General features: G+C 75.1%; 18 protein-coding genes. 10 read left to right on the top strand and 8 right to left on the bottom strand.

All coding sequences use genetic code 11. The features are described from left to right. Positions 1 to 18: 18 nt before the first annotated feature. The gene (locus IE170_RS28610; RefSeq protein ID WP_189812362.1) at positions 19 to 993 is read right to left on the bottom strand and encodes a TetR/AcrR family transcriptional regulator C-terminal domain-containing protein; all 975 of its coding nucleotides are present in this window, start codon (positions 991 to 993) and stop codon (positions 19 to 21) included. Positions 994 to 1,162: 169 nt separating this feature from the next. Between IE170_RS28610 and IE170_RS28605 the strand changes: the two genes are divergently transcribed. Further along, the gene (locus IE170_RS28605; protein WP_189812361.1) at positions 1,163 to 2,272 is read left to right on the top strand and encodes an FAD-dependent monooxygenase; all 1,110 of its coding nucleotides are present in this window, start codon (positions 1,163 to 1,165) and stop codon (positions 2,270 to 2,272) included. 21 nt (positions 2,273 to 2,293) lie between these two features. Here IE170_RS28605 and IE170_RS28600 read toward each other — a convergent pair whose 3' ends face one another. Next, on the bottom strand, positions 2,294 to 3,397 hold the full coding sequence (locus IE170_RS28600; protein WP_189812360.1) for an amidinotransferase: 1,104 nt from the start codon (positions 3,395 to 3,397) through the stop codon (positions 2,294 to 2,296). 345 nt (positions 3,398 to 3,742) lie between these two features. On the opposite strand from IE170_RS28600, the gene IE170_RS28595 reads away from it, so the two are divergent. Both IE170_RS28595 and IE170_RS28590 read left to right on the top strand, forming a co-directional pair. Continuing rightward, positions 3,743 to 4,933 (top strand): serine hydrolase domain-containing protein, encoded by a 1,191-nt coding sequence (locus IE170_RS28595; RefSeq protein WP_189812359.1) that lies wholly within the window; start codon positions 3,743 to 3,745, stop codon positions 4,931 to 4,933. A gap of 121 nt (positions 4,934 to 5,054) precedes the next feature. Then, on the top strand, positions 5,055 to 5,555 hold the full coding sequence (locus tag IE170_RS28590) for a hypothetical protein (protein WP_229885247.1): 501 nt from the start codon (positions 5,055 to 5,057) through the stop codon (positions 5,553 to 5,555). 80 nt (positions 5,556 to 5,635) lie between these two features. On the opposite strand, the gene IE170_RS28585 is transcribed toward IE170_RS28590, so the two are convergent. Next, the gene (locus IE170_RS28585; RefSeq protein WP_189812358.1) at positions 5,636 to 6,451 is read right to left on the bottom strand and encodes a class I SAM-dependent methyltransferase; all 816 of its coding nucleotides are present in this window, start codon (positions 6,449 to 6,451) and stop codon (positions 5,636 to 5,638) included. 196 nt (positions 6,452 to 6,647) lie between these two features. Between IE170_RS28585 and IE170_RS28580 the strand changes: the two genes are divergently transcribed. The 4 genes from IE170_RS28580 to IE170_RS28565 are packed head-to-tail and all read left to right on the top strand — an operon-like array spanning position 6,648 to position 10,557. Beyond that, the gene (locus IE170_RS28580; RefSeq protein WP_189812388.1) at positions 6,648 to 7,223 is read left to right on the top strand and encodes a TetR/AcrR family transcriptional regulator; all 576 of its coding nucleotides are present in this window, start codon (positions 6,648 to 6,650) and stop codon (positions 7,221 to 7,223) included. 37 nt (positions 7,224 to 7,260) lie between these two features. Then, complete coding sequence (locus tag IE170_RS28575; RefSeq protein WP_189812357.1) at positions 7,261 to 8,484, top strand: GDSL-type esterase/lipase family protein; 1,224 nt, start codon at positions 7,261 to 7,263, stop codon at positions 8,482 to 8,484. Positions 8,485 to 8,533: 49 nt separating this feature from the next. Continuing rightward, positions 8,534 to 9,310, top strand: coding sequence for a MerR family transcriptional regulator (locus tag IE170_RS28570; RefSeq protein ID WP_189812356.1), 777 nt, complete (start codon positions 8,534 to 8,536; stop codon positions 9,308 to 9,310). Next, positions 9,307 to 10,557, top strand: a complete 1,251-nt coding sequence (locus IE170_RS28565) for a glycosyltransferase (protein WP_189812355.1) — start codon at positions 9,307 to 9,309, stop codon at positions 10,555 to 10,557. Before IE170_RS28570 ends, IE170_RS28565 begins: the two co-directional genes overlap by 4 nt. Before the next feature lie 220 nt (positions 10,558 to 10,777). On the opposite strand, the gene IE170_RS28560 is transcribed toward IE170_RS28565, so the two are convergent. Together IE170_RS28560 and IE170_RS28555 are read right to left on the bottom strand one after the other, a co-directional pair. Next, the gene (locus IE170_RS28560; protein WP_114055686.1) at positions 10,778 to 10,975 is read right to left on the bottom strand and encodes a CsbD family protein; all 198 of its coding nucleotides are present in this window, start codon (positions 10,973 to 10,975) and stop codon (positions 10,778 to 10,780) included. Positions 10,976 to 11,099: 124 nt separating this feature from the next. After that, complete coding sequence (locus IE170_RS28555; RefSeq protein ID WP_189812354.1) at positions 11,100 to 12,752, bottom strand: phospholipase D family protein; 1,653 nt, start codon at positions 12,750 to 12,752, stop codon at positions 11,100 to 11,102. 189 nt (positions 12,753 to 12,941) lie between these two features. Between IE170_RS28555 and IE170_RS28550 the strand changes: the two genes are divergently transcribed. Next, positions 12,942 to 13,139 (top strand): hypothetical protein, encoded by a 198-nt coding sequence (locus tag IE170_RS28550; protein WP_189812353.1) that lies wholly within the window; start codon positions 12,942 to 12,944, stop codon positions 13,137 to 13,139. A 204-nt stretch (positions 13,140 to 13,343) separates the two neighbouring features. Here the strand turns inward: IE170_RS28550 and IE170_RS28545 are convergent, their stop codons facing one another. After that, complete coding sequence (locus IE170_RS28545) at positions 13,344 to 14,159, bottom strand: ABC transporter permease (protein WP_189812352.1); 816 nt, start codon at positions 14,157 to 14,159, stop codon at positions 13,344 to 13,346. Beyond that, positions 14,156 to 15,157: an ATP-binding cassette domain-containing protein gene (locus tag IE170_RS28540; RefSeq protein WP_189812351.1), complete on the bottom strand. Its 1,002-nt coding sequence runs from the start codon at positions 15,155 to 15,157 to the stop codon at positions 14,156 to 14,158. The genes IE170_RS28545 and IE170_RS28540 overlap by 4 nt, the downstream gene beginning before the upstream one ends. 150 nt (positions 15,158 to 15,307) lie before the next feature. On the opposite strand from IE170_RS28540, the gene IE170_RS28535 reads away from it, so the two are divergent. Both IE170_RS28535 and IE170_RS28530 read left to right on the top strand, forming a co-directional pair. Continuing rightward, positions 15,308 to 16,267 carry an STM4015 family protein gene (locus tag IE170_RS28535; RefSeq protein ID WP_189812350.1) on the top strand — a complete coding sequence of 320 codons (960 nt, stop codon included), beginning with the start codon at positions 15,308 to 15,310 and terminating at the stop codon, positions 16,265 to 16,267. Positions 16,268 to 16,365: 98 nt separating this feature from the next. Continuing rightward, positions 16,366 to 17,196: a class I SAM-dependent methyltransferase gene (locus IE170_RS28530; RefSeq protein WP_189812349.1), complete on the top strand. Its 831-nt coding sequence runs from the start codon at positions 16,366 to 16,368 to the stop codon at positions 17,194 to 17,196. 28 nt (positions 17,197 to 17,224) lie between these two features. On the opposite strand, the gene IE170_RS28525 is transcribed toward IE170_RS28530, so the two are convergent. Beyond that, a complete protein-coding gene (locus IE170_RS28525) occupies positions 17,225 to 17,779 on the bottom strand; it encodes an EF-hand domain-containing protein (RefSeq protein WP_189812348.1) in 555 nt (184 codons plus the stop codon). Between the last annotated feature and the right edge of the window lie 90 nt (positions 17,780 to 17,869).

Here is a 17,869-nt window from a genome sequence, read left to right as displayed (position 1 = left end):
AGAAGTGACACTCGGCATTCAATTACTGCCAGTCGGGGCGGCGCCGCCTTCGATGACCGGCGCGAGGCCGTCGAGGAGCGCCTTGAGGCCGGACTCGAACAGCGAGTCGAGGCACAGGTCGTAGCCGTCCTGGAAGGAGCCGACCACCCTGGCGAAGGTGGGGAAGCGGCCGGACGCGAGGAGTTCGGACAGGGCGGCGGCCCGGCCGTCCATCCACTGCTCGTCCGACTGGCCGGTGGCCGCGGCGGCGTTCGCCTCCCTCTCCAGGTGCACGGCCAGGCCGTGGACGTGGCCGTACAACAGGACGTTGACCTCGAACTGCGCGGCGGGCTCCAGGCCGTGGCCGTCGAGGGCGCTCAGCATCCACTCGGCGTGGGCGAGGAGGTTGGGCACGAGGAGGGGGCGGGTCAGGGGGCCCACCTGCGCGAGCCAGGGGTGTCTGCGGTGGACGGACCACAGCGTGCGCGCTCCCAGCTCCAGGCGCGGGCGCCACTCCCCCGCGGCACCGGCGGGATAGGACGCCTCGCCGAAAACGGCGTCGGCCATGAGGAGGACGAGGTCGTCCTTGCCGGGGACGTGGCGGTAGGGCGACATCGGGGCGACGCCGAGCCGGGCCGCGACGGCGCGCATGGTGAGCGCCGGGAGCCCTTCGCTGTCGGCGATGTCGACGGCCGCGCGGACGATCCGGGCGAGGCTCAGCTCGCGTTCGGGGTCCGGTGCGGCGGACGGGCGCCGACGCGGCTGCGGGGCGGCGGGCCCGGTGCCGGCGACGACCGTGCCGATCCGCGGGCGGGCCTCGACGGCCCCCTCCAGGCGCAGGACGGCCAGGGCCTTGGTGGCGGTGGCGAGCGCGACGCCCCACTCCGCGGCGAGCCTGCGGGTCGAGGGGACCGGGTCGCCCGGGCAGAGCGCCCCCTCCGCGATGCGGCGCCGGATGTCCGCGGCGATGCGCCGGTAGGGGGGCTCCCCCGTCGCACCCGTGGTGTTCGTCACGTCCCGCCGCCTCTCCTGGCTGTCCTAGTACAGAGGCTAGCAGCGCGGAGAACTCCAATGGACCAACTGCCCTAGTACAGAAGTCTGGTTGACCTGGTTGAGTGCAGCTGCGCGTACGTCGTACGTTCAGCGCGTACACCGTACGAGCACTCATTGCCGGGAGGCACCTGTGCAGACCGTCCTGATCTCCGGCGGCGGCATCGCCGGCCCCGTCCTCGCCCATTGGCTGCGCCGCCGCGGCTTCGCCCCCACCGTCGTCGAACGCGCCGCGGGCCCGCGGCGGGGCGGCCAGGCCGTCGACATCCGGGGCGTCGCCCGCGACGTCATGGCCAGGACGGGGCTCCTGGAGCGGGCCGCCGCCGTACGGACGCGGATGCGCGGCATGTCGGTGCTCGACCCGCTGGGGCGCGAGCTGTCCCGCTCCACCGAGGAGACGTTCAGCAGCGGCCGCCTCGACGGCGACGACATCGAGCTGCTGCGGGAGGACCTGGTGGAGATGGTGTGGGAGCATACCCGCGGCGAAGCCGAGTACGTCTTCGGCGACTTCATCACCTCCCTGGACGAGGACGGCGACGGGGTGCGCGCCGGCTTCGCGCACGGTCCCGCCCGCACTTTCGACCTCGTGGTCGGCGCGGACGGCCTGCACTCCGCCGTCCGGCGGCTGGCCTTCGGGCCGGAGGAGGACTTCGTGCACCACCTCGGCAGCCACCTGTCGGTGTTCGGCGCGGAGAACTTCCTCGGCCTGGAGGACTGGCAGCTGTGGCTGCGCGACGGTGGCGCGGGCTTCGGCATCATGCCCGTACGCGGCAACACCGAGCTCAGGATCGCCTTCGGCTTCGAGTCCGGCCCTCTTCCCGCGGAGCTCCGCCGCGGCGACGCGGTGCGGCACCTCGTCGCGGACCGGCTGGCTTCCCTGCGGTGGGAGGGGCAGCGTCTTGCCCGGGCCGCCCTGGACGCGCCGGACTTCCACTGCGACGCCATCGCGCAGGTCCGCATGGACGGCTGGTCGCGGGGCCGGGTGGTCCTGCTCGGCGACGCCGGGTACTGCCCCTCCCCGCTCTCGGGACAGGGCACGAGCCTGGCCCTGGCGGGCGCCTACGTGCTGGCGGACTGCCTGGGCGGCGCCGGCGGCGACCACGGTGCCGCGTTCGCGGCGTACGAGCGGCGGATGCGGCCGTTCGTGGCGCTCAACCAGGCGCTGGCGACGCAGAACGCGGGCGGGCCGGCCCCCGAGTCCTCCGTCGCCCGCGCCAAGAACGCCCTCGACCTGGACGGCTGACGGTGCGGCGCCGGCCGGGTGTCAGGGGCAGTACGACTCCAGGCCGCCGCGGCGGCGCACGTCGAGCGTCGCGCAGTGGAACGAACCGCCGAAGGGCGCGTAGTGCAGCAGGTCGCAGGGGATCGGCTCGAAGCCCCACCGTTCGAGGGCGCGGAGCATGCCCGTGTGGTGCCGTTCCGCGATCACCCGCTTCTCGTCGACCATCAGGACGTTCATGCTCAGCCACTTGCCGCACAGCGAGGCGGTCCTGAGCAGCCGGTCGCGGATCGGCTCCGGCTCGGGGGCGACCAGCACCTCCCACGAGTCGAGCACGGCTGGCAGCCGGCCGACGTCCACGTACTCGGGGTTGACCAGCACCTTCCCCGGTGCCAGCGGCATGAACGTGGTGTCGATGTGCATCGGGGTGCGGCAGCGGCTCTCGATCTCGTGGATGCGGTACGCAGGCCCGAGGTGGCGGCGCAGCCAGTCGATGCCGCTGCGGTTGGTGACGTTGCTGCGGGTGACGAACAGGTCCCGCCCGGCCCGTACGAAGTCCGCGGCGTCGAACACCGGCTCGTACTCGGTGAGGATGTAGCGCATCGGCTCGCCGGGCTTCGGCACCCGGAACCCCGGGTCGAACAGCGCGTCCGCGAGCTCCGGTTTGGGCGCGGCCGTCCAGCGGGCTCCGGCCCGGAAGTACTCCTTGAGCAGCGGGCGGTAGGAGTGCGTCTCGAAGTAACGGCACGGCCAGGCCATCGGCGTTTCGATGATCTCGTCGCCGACGACGAGCATGCTGTCGCGCGGGCAGGAGTTGCAGAAGCCGCGCGAGGACCAGTCGGGGGTGGCGAACCGGCGCCCGTAGTCGACGGCTTCGGGGCGCCTGACGGTGATGCCGAGGGACTCCAGCAGGGTGACGAACCCGTCCAGCTCCTGCTGTGCGCTCTCGACGAGGACGCGCGGGTAGCGGAAGCCTGCGGCGAGCCCCTGGAGGCGGGCCGCCCAGGGCGGGATGTTGCAGGCCACGACGGGGTGCCGGGAGGGGATCCGCACACCGTCGAGGCGCCCGACGATGATTTCTTCGAGCGGGTCCCACTCGTTGTGCGACCCGACCGGCGAGACGAGCGGTTCCGCTTGCACTGCCGCCATGGTCGACCGCTTTCCGTCGCAGGAATCGACGGCCGTCGCCGTCCCGGGCGTTGTCGGCAGTGTACGGCGGCCCCAGCGGACCGGCGACGGGAGAGACACCGCCCCGGGGCCCGTCCCGGAGCGCCCGCAGGGCGCGTACGCACTCCCCGCCGGAGGCCGCGGTGTCCGCCAACCGGGCGGGGCGGGGCGCGCGCCGCCCCGCCGCCGCGGGCCGGGCCTGCTACTGCTGGGGCCGGACAGAGTGGGCCGTTGCGGCCCCAGCACCAGGCAGGCAGGGGCACCGGGGCGGAGCGCGCGCAGCACCCCCGGGCGCGCCGCCTCCGTACGCCCCTTGGAGCACCGCACGTGCCGATCCGCACCCGCCGACACCGACTCCGCACCGGACTGACCGTCGCCGCCCTGGCCGCCGCCGCACTCGGCGGCCTGCTGCCGCCCGCGCAGGCCGCCCGTACCCCCGAACCGCCGCCGCAGCCGCGCGACGGCCGCCTCCAGCAGCAGCTGGACCGGCTGGTCGCCCAGGACGACGGCCCGCCCGGCGCGATCGCCCTGCTGACCCGCGACGGCCGCACGCAGGCGTACACGGCGGGCACCGGCGACCTGGCGACCGGCCGGCCCCCTCGGGCCGACGACCACCTGCGCATCGCCAGCGTGTCCAAGGCCTACAGCGGGGCCGTCGCCCTGCGCCTCGTCGACCGCGGCCTGCTCTCCCTCGACGACACGATCGGCGAGCGGCTGCCCCGCCTGCCCGCGGCCTGGCACGCGGTGACACTGTTGCAGCTGCTGCGGCACACCAGCGGCCTGCCCGACTACAGCGCCGACCCGGAGTTCCGGGAGATCGTCGTCGCCGACCCGCGCCACCGCTTCGACTCGCGGAGGCTGCTGGACTTCGTCGCCGACGAGCCGCTGCGCTTCGCCCCCGGATCGCTGTACGAGTACTCGAACTCCGACAACATCGCGGTCGCCCTCATGGCGGAGGCCGCGACCGGGCGCCGCTACGAGGAGCTCCTCGCCGATCTGGTGTACCGGCCGGTGGCGCTGCGCCGGACCAGCCTCCCGCAGGGCTACCGGCTGCCCGAACCGTACATCCACGGGTACGACGTCAGCCCGCCGGCCGAACCCGAGGACGTCAGCGAGCTGGTCAGCGCGTCCGGCAGCTGGGCCTCCGGCGGCATCGTGACGACCCCGGAGGAACTCGGCGCGTTCATCCGGGCCTACGGCGGCCCCTCCCTCGTCTCCCCCGGGACCCGCGAGGAGCAGCTGGCCTTCATCCCGGGCGGCTCCTCGGAGCCGGCGGGCCCCGGTACGAACGCCGCCGGCGCGGCGATCTTCCGGTACACGACCCGGTGCGGCGAGCTGTACGGGCACACCGGCAACACCCCCGGCTACACGCTGCTGGCCGCGAGCACCCCGGACGGCACGCGCTCCCTGGTCTTCGCGGTGAACACGCAGGTGGACAAGGACGTCAAGGCGCGGCTGCTGGCCCGGCTGCGGACCGTCCAGGAGGACTTCGCCTGCGCCCTGCTGGGCGGCCGGTGAGCGGGCGGCGTCCCGCCGGGCGGGCGCTTCATCCGGATGCGCCGGCGGGTCGTGCGGGCGGCGGGCCCGCGGCGGCGTCGACAGGCGGCATGGACGCAGGACTTCGAGGAGGCGGGACACGGTGAGGCGACGACCGGTGGGCACGGTGTGGGCGGCGGCGGTCGCGGCGGGCGTCCTGGGCGCGGCGGGCTGCTCGAACGGCGGTTCCGCCTCCGACGCGGCGTCCCGGGCCGCGTCGGCGGTCCGGTCGGCCGGCGCCGAGGTCTCGGCGGCCGCGACGCACGCCGCGGACGCGGCGGCTTCGGCAGCCGCGGAGGCACGGAAGAAGCTGGACGAGGTCAAGGGCGGGGTGGACGCGAAGGGCGCCGTCACCCTCGGTAAGCCGACCGCCGCGTCCGACGGGCGCACGGAGGTGCCGGTGACGGTGGAGAACACCGACGGTGCGGCGAAGTCGTTCGCGGTCCAGGTCGACTTCAAGGACGGGGACGGCAACACGGTCGACACCGTGGTGGTGACCGTCGACGACGTGGCGGCGAACGGCCGGAAGGAGGCCACCGCGCGCAGTACGCACGAGCTGTCGGGCAGCGTCACCGCGCAGACGGCGAGGGCGCTGCGGTACTGAGCGCGGCTCCGCCGCACCGCCCCGGGCACCGGCCGCGCGCCGGAGCCCGGGGCGGTCGGCGTACGGCCGCCGGCCCGGGGCTACGGGCGGCGGCCCCACACGGTGAGCATGCCGGGGGCGAGTTCGGCGAGGTCCGGGGATTCGAGGTAGGCGAGGGCCTCGTCGAGGGTGGTCCCGTCGAGGCGGCCGCCGGAGAGCAGGGCCGGGCGGAGCCGGCGGAGGGTGTCGGTCCAGAAGGCGGCGAGCGGGGTGCCGGGCCGCAGCGGCGGGCACACCAGTTCCGCGGTGACGTCGTGCAGGCCGGCGGCGCGCAGGGCGTGCGGGTGGGCGCGTACGGCGGCGAGGTCGGTGCCGATGGTCTCCCGCAGTGTGTGCCACATGGCGTCGAGGGTGCGGCGGTACGGGGAGCCGGTGTCGGCGGGGTCGGGGACGTCGGCCGCGTCGCTGAGGACGAGGTGCCCGCCGGGGTTGAGCAGGCCGACGAGCCGGTCGAGGACCTGCTGCCGCTCGGGGAGGTGCATGAGGACGAACCGGGCGTGGACGAGGTCGAAGGTACCCAGCCCGGGCTCGTCGGCGAGCCGCGTCAGGTCCGCGGCGCGCACGCGCAGCCGGTCGCCGGCGAGGCGGTCGAGGTGGCCGGTGTCCCGGTCGAGGGCGACGACCTCGTCGGCGCAGGCCTCCTCGGCGAGCCATCGCGCGACGGTCCCGGTGCCCGCGCCGACGTCCAGGCAGCGCGTGCCGGGACCGGCGCCGAGGGCGGTCAGGCGCTCGCGGGTGTAGGGGTCGTAGACGAGGGCGGCGTGGTCGATGCGGTCGCCCTCGCCGGCCAGGCCCGGTGGGAACAGGTCCTCGCCGTACCGGCCGGCGGGGGTGTGCTCGTCGGGTGCTGCCGCCACGGCGTTCCTTCCGGCCGGGGGCCGTGCCGGCCCGGGAGCCACCAGGGTCGCCCGGCGGCGGTTCCCGGCGTCGGATTGGCCCGGCCGGGGGCGCGTCCGTCCTCACCATGCCCACGCAGCTTTTGCATTTGCCTAATCCATTTAGGCAGAACCATACTCTCTTCAGGCAGAGACGGGCACGATGGAGGGAGACCGGATGGCGGGGCGGGCCGGACTGACGGCGGAGCGGCTGGCACAGGCGGGAGCGGAGCTGGCCGACGAGATCGGCTTCGGCGGGGTGACCCTGTCGGAGCTCGCCCGCCGCTTCGACGTCAAGGTGGCGAGCCTGTACGCGCACGTGCGGAACTCCCGGGACCTCAAGACCCGGATCGCCCTGCTCGCGCTGGAGGAGCTGGCCGATCTGGCCGCCGACGCCCTGGCAGGCCGGTCCGGCCGGGACGCGCTCGCCGCCTACGCCGAGGTCTTCCGCACGTACGCCCGCCGCCACCCCGGCCGGTACGCGGCGACCCGCTTCCCGTTGGACACCGACACCGCCCTGGCCAGTGCCGGTGTACGCCACGCCCGGCTGACGCGGGCCGTGCTGCGCGGCTACGGACTGGCCGAACCGGAGCAGACGCATGCGGTCCGCATGCTCGGCAGCCTCTTCCACGGCTACGTCGACCTGGAGAACTCCGGCGGCTTCGCCCACAGCGCCCCCGACAGCCAGGAGAGCTGGGAGCGCATCGTCGACGCCCTCGACCACCTGCTGCGCACCTGGCCGCCGGCCCGCTGACCCCGCGACCCGCCCGACGCCCTCCCTGGAGCACCCCGTGAACCCCGCACACCGCCCCGCAGCAGGCGGGGGCACAGCCCCCGCCCCGACGGCGGCCACCCCGATCACCGCCGCCCTCGTGCACGGCGCCGCCGAACTGGAGCGCACCCCGCACGGACTGCTGCCGCACCGGCTGCCCGCCGCGGCCCGCGAGCAGTGCGCCGACGGGCAGCTCGCCCTCGCCGAGTCCCAGCCCTCCGGCGTGCGCCTGGCCTTCCGCACCCGCGCCACCACCGTGGAACTCGACACCCTGCCGACGAAGCGGGTGCACGCCGGCGTGCCCCGCCCGGACGGCGTCTACGACCTGCTGGTCGACGGCCGGCTCACCGCGCAGGGCAGCGCCCGCGGCGGCCGCACCCTCGTCGTCGACCCGGCCGACTGGAGCAGCGAGCTGCGGCCCGGCCCGCCCGCGACCGTCCGCTTCACCGGCCTGCCCGGAGTCGCCAAGGACGTGGAGATATGGCTGCCGCACGACGAGACGACCGAGCTGGTCGCACTGCGCACCGACGCCCCCGTCGAGCCGCTGCCCGACCGCGGCCGGCCGGTGTGGCTGCACCACGGCAGCTCGATCAGCCAGGGCTCCACCGCCGCGAGCCCCACCCGGACATGGCCGGCCGTTGCCGCCGCGCTCGGCGGCGCCGACCTCGTCAACCTCGGGCTGGGCGGCAGCGCGCTCCTCGACCCCTTCACCGCGCGCGCTCTGCGGGACACCCCCGCGGACCTGGTCAGCCTCAAGGTGGGCGTCAACGTCGTCAACCTGGACCTGATGCGCCGCCGGGCGTTCGGCCCCGCCGTGCACGGGTTCCTCGACACGATCCGCGAGGGCCGGCCCGACGTGCCGCTGCTGGTCGTCTCGCCGATCCTGTGCCCCGTCCACGAGGACACCCCCGGCCCGACCGCGCTCGACCCGGCCTCACTCGCCGCGGGGCGGCCCGCCTTCCTGGCCGCCGGCGACCCCCGCGAGGTGCCCGCCGGGAAGCTGACGCTGGCCGTCGTACGGGAGGAGCTGGCCCGCATCGTCCGCGAGCGCTCCGCGGCCGACCCGCACCTGCACCACCTGGACGGCCTCGCCCTGTACGGTCCGGCCGACGCGGCGGCGCTGCCGCTGCCGGACAACCTGCACCCGGACGCGGCGACCCACCGGCTCATCGGCGAGCGCTTCGCACGGCACGCCTTCGGCGCCGGAGGCCCCTTCGCCGCCCGGCACCGGCCCGCGGTTTGACCCTCACCCTGCGTCAGGCTGCAAGCTGGGGCCGACGAAAGGGCTTCCCATGAGCTACTCGGTCGGACAGGTGTCCGGATTCGCCGGGGTGACCGTACGCACCCTGCACCACTACGACAAGGCGGGGCTGCTGACCCCCGGCGAGCGCAGCCCGACCGGCTACCGGCTCTACGGCGACGCCGACCTGGCCCGGCTCCAGCGGATCCTCTTCTACCGCGAACTCGGCTTCTCCCTGGAGGAGGTACGCGCCCTCCTGGCGGACCCCGGGGCGGACCCCCTCGCGTACCTGCGCGAGCGGCACCGGGCGCTGAAGGAGCAGGTCGACCGGTTGAACCGGCTCGTTGAAGTGGCCGAGCGGGCCATCGAGGTGCAGGGGACCGGGGTACGGCTGACGCCCGAGGAGCGCTTCGAGGTGTTCGGCGACGTGGCGTTCGACCTGAGCTACGCGACCGACGCGCACCTGAAGTGGGGCGAGAGCGCGAGTCACCGGGAGGCGATGGCACGGGCCGCCGCCCACACGAAGGAGGACTGGCGGGCCATCATGGCCGAGGCCGCGGAATGGCGCCGCACGCTCCTGCGCGTCTTCGAGGAGGGGGCCGCCGCGGACAGCGCGCCGGCCATGGACGTCGCCGAGGAGCACCGGGGCCACATCGGTCGCTGGTTCACGCCGTGCCCGCCGGAGGCGCACTGCCGGATCGCGGACGAGTACACGGAGGACGCGCGGGCGTTCGCCCTGGTCGTCCCGCCGCCCGAGCAGCGGCCCGGCCTGGACCGCTACCTGCGCGACGCCGTCCGCGCCAACGCGGAGAGGATGCGGTCGCGGTGAGGGTGCTGATCCTGGCGGCCGGATCCCACGGGGACGTCGCCCCCTACACCGGCCTGGGGGCGCGGCTGAGCGCGGCGGGCTTCGACGTGGCCCTGGCCGCGCCCGAGGGGTTCGCCGGCATGGCGGAGCGGGCGGGGCTGGAGTTCCGCGGCCTGCCCGTCGACTGGCGCACCCCGGCCCGGCCGGAGGGCGCCGGTGGCGGAGGTGCGGCGCCGGGCGGGCGCGGGCAGCTGATGCGCAGGGCCGCCGCGTTCATGCGGGAGCTGGGGCAGGGCCTCGTACGGGCCGCGGAGCCGGGGGCGGACGCCCTGCTGCTGTCGACGACGACGGCGCCGCTCGGCTGGCACCTGGCCGAGGCCCTGGAGGTGCCGGCGCTGGGCGCGTACCTCCAGCCGGTGGCGCCGACATCCGCCTTCCCGCCGGTGGTGTCCGCGGGCCGCTCGCTCGGCGGGTGGGGGAACCGGGCGATGGGCCGCCTGGCCGTGCGCGTCGTCGACCGGATGCACGCCGAGGCCGCGCGGAACCTGCGGGCCGAGCTCGGGCTGCCCGCCGTACCGCAGGGGGAGGTGCGGCGGCGGAGGGAGGGCAGCCGGTGGGAGGTCCTGCACGGATTCAGCGAGGTGCTGCTGCCCCGGCCGGCGGACTGGCGGCCCGGACTGGACGTCGTCGGCAACTGGTGGCCCTACTGCCCGCCCGGCACCCGGCTCCCCGGCGACCTGGCCGACTTCCTCGACGCCGGTCCGCCGCCGGTGTTCGTCGGCTTCGGCAGCATGGCGGCCGGCGAAGGCGCCCGACTCGCGGAGATCGCCGTACGGGCGCTGCGGGCCGCGGGCCTGCGGGGCGTCCTGCAGGCGGGCGCGGCCGGTCTGTCCGCCGGGGCGTCCGGCGACGACGTCCTCGACATCGGCGAGGTCCCGCACCGGCTGCTCTTCCCGCGCACCGCCGCCGTCGTCCACCACGGGGGCGCCGGCACGACGGCCGCCGCCCTCGAAGCGGGCGTCCCGTCCGTCCCGGTACCGGTCACCGCCGACCAGCCGTTCTGGTCCCGCCGGGTCGCCGCCCTCGGCGCGGCCACGGGCCCGATCCCGTACCGGGACCTGACCGCCGAGTCGCTCGCCGGGGAACTGCGCCGGGCGGTGGACGAAACGGGCTACCGGGCCCAGGCCGCCCGCGCCGCCGGGCGCATGACCGCGCAGGACGGGGCGGGGGCCGTCGTCCAGCGCCTGGAGCGGCTGCTCTGCCGGTGACGCCGGGCGGCGGGCCAGTCCCGGTGGCGGGACGGTCGGGCTCCGCGGGTGACACGACGGCGGACGCGGCCCCGGCCTCGTGGCGCTGACCGCGGCGGATGGCCGGCGGCGGCCGTGACGGGCCGGCGGCGTGGGCCGTGGAACGGCGGCGCCCGCCGCGCCGCGGCCGGTGTCGGGCACCGGGGCCGCTGCGGGCGGGCGGTCGCGCGTCGGTCTGCGGCTACTTCTTCCTGTGCTTGCCGCGCATCTGCTCTCCCGCTTCGCGGGCGCGATCGTCGAGATCGGCGCGGGCCTCCTTGGCCTCGCCCCGGACCTGGTCCATCTTGCCTTCGGCCTGCATGCGCTTGTTGCCGGCGACCTTTCCGACGGCTTCCTTCGCCTTGCCCTTGGCCTGCTCCATCTTGCCCTTGTCAGCCATAGCGAACTCCTCGGGTCGGGAACTCCCCCCGGCCATCAACCTAGGCGATGCACTGCGGTCCTGCGCGGCGAGAACGGCACCTGCGTGACGGCCCCGGCGGGCCGCGGCCGGTCGGGCGGGCTGATCAGAAGGCGTTGCGGCGGCGCAGCCGGAACGGACGGCCGTCCGGGTCGACGAGAAGGTGGTGGGCGGGGGTCGCCAGGATCCGGGCCGGCGTCGACAACTCGGGCGGCACGTACAGGCGGAGCCGCCCCGGCGGGCGCGGGCCGCGGCAGCCGCCCTCGTGCCAGGCGTCGAGGGCGGCGGCCGAGGCGGCGAACGCGTCGAAGGCGGCCACCGGGTCGCAGAGGGCGTCGTCGCCGGCGGGGTCGAGGTCGAGGTGCTCGCGGGAGAGCTCCAGGCGCAGCCGTCGGGCGAAGGACCGGGCGCCGTCACCGAGGCCGGCCGGATCGGCGGGCGGGCGGCCGTCGGCGGTGTCGTCCAGGACGGCGCAGCTGAGCTCCGAATCGTGCGTCCAGGAGCGGAGGTTGATGTTGTCGGAGCCGATGGACGCCCACACGTCGTCGATGACGCAGACCTTCGCGTGGACGTAGACGGGCGTACCGGCGTGGTTCTCCAGCGCGTACACCGCGACGCGGTCGCCGCCGGCCCGGCGCAGCCCGTTCAGGGCGGTGATGCGGCCGATGAGGTTCATCGGCAGGGTCAGCCGGCCGTCCTGTTCCGGGACGGCGGGGATGACGGCCGTCAGCCGCAGCTCGGGGTGGGCCCGCAGGGCCTGCGCGAAGCAGTCGACGACGCGCGGCGACCACAGGTACTGGTCCTCCAGGTAGATCAGGGAGCGGGCCCGCCGGACGGCTTTGAGGTAGCCGCGGGCGATGCTGCGCTCACCGTCGCGGGCGAAGGAGTATCCGCCGAACAGCCGGTTGGGGTAGGTGCGCAGCACCTGCACGGTGTGGGGGCCGCACGGTTCGGGGTCGGGGGGCTGCGGCGGAAGCCCGTCGGCGTGGGTGTCCTCGCGGTGTGCGCGGGCCCGCAGCCGGGTGAGGGGGCTGCGGCTGAGGGGTGCCGGGTCCTCCCACCGCTCGCGGAACACGGCCTCCAGGTCGCCGACGACGGGCCCGCGCAGGGCGAGCTGTACGTCGTGCCAGGGCGGGTTCGGGCCGTAGGCGTCGGCCATGCGGAGGGCCTGGGGGTCGCCGCCGTGCGCGGCGTCGTCATTGCGGCTGCGGCACAGGTCGATGCCGCCGGCGTAGGCGATGTCGAGCCAGGGCCGGCCGGGGTGGCGGAGTACGAGGAGCTTCTGGTGGTGCGAGCCGCCCGGGCGGACCCGCATGTCGAGGAGGCATTCGCCGCCGGCCTCCTCGATCTCCTCGCCGAGGTGCCGGTTCTCGGTCTCGCTGAACTGGAAGCGGTCCAGGTGCGAGCGCCACACCAGGCCCTTGACGACGACGCCGCGTTCGGCGGCCCGGCACAGCACGGCGCCGATCTCGCTGCCGGCGCGGTCGCCGTCGTGGGTGCGGCCGTCGGGGGTGTGGTGGGGGGCGAGCCGTTCGTCCGGGTCGCCGCGCCAGTCGGTGAACAGCAGCAGGTCGCCGGCGTGCATGGCGCTGATCCGTTCCAGCAGTTCCGCGAAGTAGGCGGCTCCGTGGACCACCGGCCGCGCCTCGTTCCCCCGTGACCAGGCGACGCCACCGGGGTGGCGCCGGTCGAGGCGGGTGTCCGGATTGCCGCGCTGGGCGGCGGTCAGAAGCCAGGTGCTCAGGTCGGCAGGGCCCATGGCATGCGTCTCCTTCCCGCGCGCCGCCCCTACCCGGCCGGCCGGGTCGCACACACCGGGGTGGCGGGAGCGGGCGGCGCCGGTCACCGTCCGTGATCGAAAAGATGCCGGCGGGCACCGGCCGTGTGAGGGTGGGCGCACGCCCGCCGTGCGCCGGCACGCAGGGCACGAGAGACGGGAGCCGTCGCCATGGACGGAACGAAGGACACCGGCCGCGGGTCGGGCAGCGGAGGCGAGGAGCAGGACCGGTCCCGCAAGGGCCGGGACCGCTCACGACCGGCTCCGGGCCGGGCGGCGGGCAAGACCCCGGAGGAACTGGGCCGCCGCCCCGAGGAGGCGGTCCCGGAGGAGGACCGCGACGTTCCCAACCGCCCCGACGACCGCTGACCCCACCGCGCCCCGGCCGGCGGCCCGCCGCCCCCGCCCGACCCGCGGGAACCGGCCTGCCTCCGGGCGGCGTCCCCAGGGGGAAGCCGCAAGATCGACTCCCCGGCTGCGCGCGAGGGCCGCCGCCTCGGCCGCGGACCATTCCGGTGCGTCCGGTGCGACACGTCCCCGCCTCCCCCGTCGTCCCCCGCCCGGTCCGGTATGTCAGCGGCTGTGGGATCCGTACACCCGCATGGCCAGCGGCATGAACACGGCGGTGATGGCCGCGGCCCAGGCCAGGGACCAAAGGACGGGCCCGCCGGCCGGGGTGCCGAGCAGGAGGCCGCGGAAGGCGTCCGAGAGGTGGGTGACGGGGTTGACGTTCACCCAGGCCTGGAGCCAGCCCGGCATGGTGTCGACGCGGGCGAACGCGCTGCTCGTGAAGGTGATCGGGAAGATGAAGGTGAAGGCGTACACCTGCACCTTCTCGGCGTCCCCGGCGAGCATTCCGATCAGGACCGCGGTCCAGGACACGGCCGCGGCGAAGACGAGGAGCAGCACGGTCGCGGCGAGAAAGCCGCCGAGGCCGCCGGTCAGCCGGAAGCCGAGCAGGGTGCCCAGGCCGATCATCAGGAGCATCGCCCACAGCTGCTTGGCCAGGTCGGCGGTTATGCGCCCGAAGAGCGGGGCGGAGCGGGCGATGGGCAGGCTGCGGAGCCGGTCGAAGACGCCCTTGGTGAGGTCGGTGTTGAGCGACATGGCGGTGTACATGCTCATGAAGAGCGTGTTCTGGACGATGATCCCGGCGAGGGCGTACTGGAGGTACTCCTGCGGCGAGCCCGCCATCTGGCCGCCGAAGACGTAGGTGAACAGGAACACGAACATGATCGGCGTGATGCTGTAGTCGACCAGTTCGAGCGGGTTGTGCTTGACGGAGATGAGGCTGCGCCACGCCATCGTTGCGGTCTGCTGGAGGGCGGCGAGCGGTCGCACCCGGGTGCCGGAGGGGCCGAGGGCGTCGGTGACGGCGGCGCTGGTCATGACGGGCTCCCGGCGGGTGCGTAGGCGTCGGGGTCGTGGTCGTCGCTGCCGGCGGGCGGGGCCTCCGGCCGGGCGCGGTGGCCGGTGAGGGCGAGGAACACCTCGTCGAGGGAGGAGCGGCGCAGGGTGAGCTCCGCGACGGCCATGCCGGCCTGGTCGAGGCGGCGCACGACGCGCGGCATCAGGGCCGGGTCGCCGACGGGGGCGGTGATGACCTCATCCTCGATCTTGGTCTGCGGCCCGGCCTCCTCCGCGACCAGCGCGCACGCCGGCGCGAGGTCCTCGGCGCGGAGCGGGCGCAGGTGCAGCACCTGGCCGCCGACCTGGGACTTCAGCTGGTCTGGGGTGCCGTCGGCGATGACCTTGCCCTGGTCGACGACGACGATGCTGTCGGCGAGCCGGTCGGCCTCGTCCAGGTACTGCGTGGTCAGCAGGACGGTCATGCCGTCGGCCACCAGCTCGCGGACCATGTCCCAGACTTCGCCGCGGCTGTGCGGGTCGAGCCCCGTGGTCGGCTCGTCGAGGAAGAGGATCTGCGGCCGCCCGACGAGGCTGGCCGCGAGGTCCAGGCGGCGGCGCATGCCGCCCGAGTACGTCTTCACGGCCCGCCCGGCCGCGTCTGCGAGGCCGAAGCCGTCGAGCAGCTCGGCCGCCCGGGTCCGCGCGGGGCGGCGGGACAGGCCGAGCAGCCGGCCGATCATCACCAGGTTCTCCGTGCCGGTCATGTTCTCGTCGACGGCGGCGTACTGCCCGGTCAGGCCGATCAGCGAGCGGACCCGGCCCGCCTGCCTGACCACGTCGTGCCCGCCGACCTCGGCCCGGCCTGCGTCCGGGCGCAGCAGGGTGGCGAAGATCCGCACCGCGGTCGTCTTGCCCGCCCCGTTGGGCCCGAGCAGCCCCAGGACGGTGCCCGCGGGCACCGCCAGGTCGACCCCGTCGAGCGCGCGGGTCTCCTTGAACCGTTTGGCCAGGCCCTCGGCCTGGATCGCGTACCCCATGGGGTCCACCTCTTCCAGCGGATCGGCATCCCCTCCACTGTGACGCATGCCACTGACAGCGGCCGTGCGGCGGCTGTCGGTGCCGCTTGCTACAACTGCCCTGCACCGGGCCCGACCGGGCGCAACGGACCAGAGGGCGGGAGAAGGACCATGGGGTATCCGGGACGTCTGACACAGTGGTACGGGCTTCCCGTGCACGACTTCCCCGGCGGTCCGGAGGGGGGCGCGGCCGCACTGCCCGAGCCGGACCGCGTGGCCTGGCGGATCTCGGCCGACCCCCGGGAGGTGCGGGAGGCCTGGCCGGACGTGTTCGCGCGGTTCCGGGCCGCCGTGGACACGACCCGGGTGCGGTCGCTCGTCGTCGGCTGCCTGCGGCACACGGTCGAGGTCGGCCCGGACGAGGTCAACGCCGCGATCCTGGAGGCCCGCGAGCAGTTCCCCGCCCTGCGGGCCGTGTTCCTCGGCGACATGGACAACCGGGAGCTGGAGATCTCCGCCATATACCAGGGCGACGTCGGTCTGCTCCTGGAGGGGCTTCCGGAGCTGGAGGAGCTCGGTGTGCGGGGCGGCAGCGGACTGGAGTTGCGGGCGCTCACGCACCGCACGCTGCGGTCCCTGGTCGTGCAGACGGGCGGGATGCCCGCGGCTGCAGTGCGCGGCATCGCAGGCAGCGACCTGCCCGCCCTGGAGAACCTGGAGCTGTGGCTCGGGACGAGCTGGTTCGGCGGAGACTGCGAGATCGGCGACCTGGCGCCCGTCTTCGAGGGGTCGCTGCTGCCGCGCCTGCGCCGACTGGGCCTGCGCAACAGCGACATCCAGGACGAGATCGCCGCCGCGGCGGCGTCCGCGCCGGTGGTCGGGCGGCTGGAACACCTCGACCTGTCCTTGGGCATCCTGACCGACGAGGGGGCGCGCGCCCTGCTGGCCGGCCGGCCGCTCACCCGCCTGGGAAGCCTCGACCTGCACCACAACTACATCGGCGAACCGCTGCGGCAGCGCCTGAAGGAGGTTTTCGAGGGCGCCGGAGTGGCTTTGGACGCCGACCCCGGCCACGCCGGCACGACCGAGTGCGACGGCGAGGTGACCCGGTACGTCGCCGTCGGCGAATAGGGGACGGCCGGCCGGCGGCGGTCCGGCTCGGACGGCGGCCGGGAGCGGGGCCGCCTATGCTCGGGAGGGGGGTCGGTCCGAGCCCTGGAGGCGGTCTTATGTCCGAGGCGACCGACGCGGTCGCGGCCGATCGCGCGCTGAAGGCCCGCCACCGGGCCATGTGGGCCATGGGCGACTACCCTTCCGTCGCCTCGCACGTCATCCCGGAGGCCGGCGCCCAACTCGTCAAGGAGTGCGGCGTGCAGCGCGGGGACAGCGTCCTGGACATCGCGGCGGGCGCCGGCAACGCGGCGATCCCGGCCGCCCTGGCCGGGGCGGACGTGGTGGCCTGCGACCTGACGCCCGAACTCCTGGAGATCGGCAGGCAGGTGGCCGCCGTGCGCGGGGTGGGCCTGGACTGGCAGGAGGCGGACGCCGAGCACCTGCCCTTCGCCGACGGCGAGTTCGACGTCGTCATGTCCTGCTTCGGCATCATGTTCGCGCCGCACCACCAGGCGGCCGCGGACGAGATGGTCCGGGTGTGCCGCCCCGGAGGCACGATCGGCATGTCCAACTGGACGCCCCAGGGCTTCATCGGCCGCATGTTCGCGGCGATGAAGCCGTACGCGCCGCCCCCGCCGCCCGGGGCGTCGCCGCCCCCGCTGTGGGGCGACGAGGAACACGTGTACGAACTGCTCGGCGACCGCGTCACGGACGTGGAGGCCCGGCGGCGCACGGTCCGCGTCGACGCCTTCCCCGAACCGGGCTCGTTCCGCACCTTCTTCAAGACCTGCTACGGCCCGACCATCGCCGTCTACCGGTCGCTGGGGGAGGACTCCGACCGTGCGGCGGCCCTGGACCGGGAACTGGACGCACTCGCCGAGGAGCACACCCGCGACGGTGTGATGGAGTGGGAGTTCCTGCTGCTCACGGCGCACCGGACGGCCTGACACCGGCGCCGGCCCGCACGCCGCGGCCTCAGAGCGGGCCGTACAGCCAGTTCCCGGCGGCCTCGGGGTCGTCACTGGTGAAGAACTCGATGACGGCGGCGTGGACGTCGACGGGGTCCAGGCCGCCGTCCCCGCTGCGGTCGAGCCGCCCGAAGGCGTCCTCCATGTCCTCGCGGGCGATCCCGCCGAGTGCCTCGCCCATGCGGAGGTACTCGTCGAGGACGATCCTGCCGTTGCCGTCGGCGTCGCAGAGGGCCAGCCAGGCGGCCGCCGCCTCGTGGACCGCGGTGAGGAAGGCCGCGGGGGCGGTGGCGACGGCCTGGCGGACGCCGCGCTCGTACGCGGCGAGGCCGAGCCGGCCCGTGCCGTCGCCGGCCATGGGGCGCAGGTGCGCCTCCCAGATCCGGCCCAGGGCGGTGCGCAGCCGCTCGGCCTTCTCCTGTCCGGCGGGCAGGGCGGCGGCCATGCGGTCCGCGGCGGCCGGCAGGTCGGCGGCGGTGAGGTAGCCGTCCCGGTCCGTGTCCAGCAGGGCGAACATGTGCCGGAGCTTGTGCGTGAGTACCGGTGTCGCGATGGGGGCCACGGTGGATCCTCCTGGGTGGGCCGGGCGCGCCGCACCGAGCGTCCGCACCCTGGCGCGGGGCGGAGACGGGGCTGGGGGCGTCGGCCAGGC

The sequence above is a fragment of the Streptomyces toxytricini genome (assembly GCF_014649915.1).
Taxonomy (GTDB): domain Bacteria; phylum Actinomycetota; class Actinomycetes; order Streptomycetales; family Streptomycetaceae; genus Streptomyces; species Streptomyces toxytricini.
The sequence above is the reverse complement of the archived record's forward strand: the minus strand, read 5'-3'. Positions and strand labels throughout refer to the sequence as shown.

Bases quoted from the DNA above. Each gene is read 5' to 3' on its own strand.
- IE170_RS28600 (WP_189812360.1), bottom strand. From the start codon at position 3,397: ATGGCGGCAGTGCAAGCGGAACCGCTCGTCTCGCCGGTCGGGTCGCAC.
- IE170_RS28550 (WP_189812353.1), top strand. From the start codon at position 12,942: ATGGACGGAACGAAGGACACCGGCCGCGGGTCGGGCAGCGGAGGCGAG.
- IE170_RS28560 (WP_114055686.1), bottom strand. From the start codon at position 10,975: ATGGCTGACAAGGGCAAGATGGAGCAGGCCAAGGGCAAGGCGAAGGAA.
- IE170_RS28580 (WP_189812388.1), top strand. From the start codon at position 6,648: ATGGCGGGGCGGGCCGGACTGACGGCGGAGCGGCTGGCACAGGCGGGA.
- IE170_RS28535 (WP_189812350.1), top strand. From the start codon at position 15,308: ATGGGGTATCCGGGACGTCTGACACAGTGGTACGGGCTTCCCGTGCAC.
- IE170_RS28570 (WP_189812356.1), top strand. From the start codon at position 8,534: ATGAGCTACTCGGTCGGACAGGTGTCCGGATTCGCCGGGGTGACCGTA.
- IE170_RS28530 (WP_189812349.1), top strand. From the start codon at position 16,366: ATGTCCGAGGCGACCGACGCGGTCGCGGCCGATCGCGCGCTGAAGGCC.
- IE170_RS28540 (WP_189812351.1), bottom strand. From the start codon at position 15,157: ATGGGGTACGCGATCCAGGCCGAGGGCCTGGCCAAACGGTTCAAGGAG.
- IE170_RS28555 (WP_189812354.1), bottom strand. From the start codon at position 12,752: ATGGGCCCTGCCGACCTGAGCACCTGGCTTCTGACCGCCGCCCAGCGC.
- IE170_RS28545 (WP_189812352.1), bottom strand. From the start codon at position 14,159: ATGACCAGCGCCGCCGTCACCGACGCCCTCGGCCCCTCCGGCACCCGG.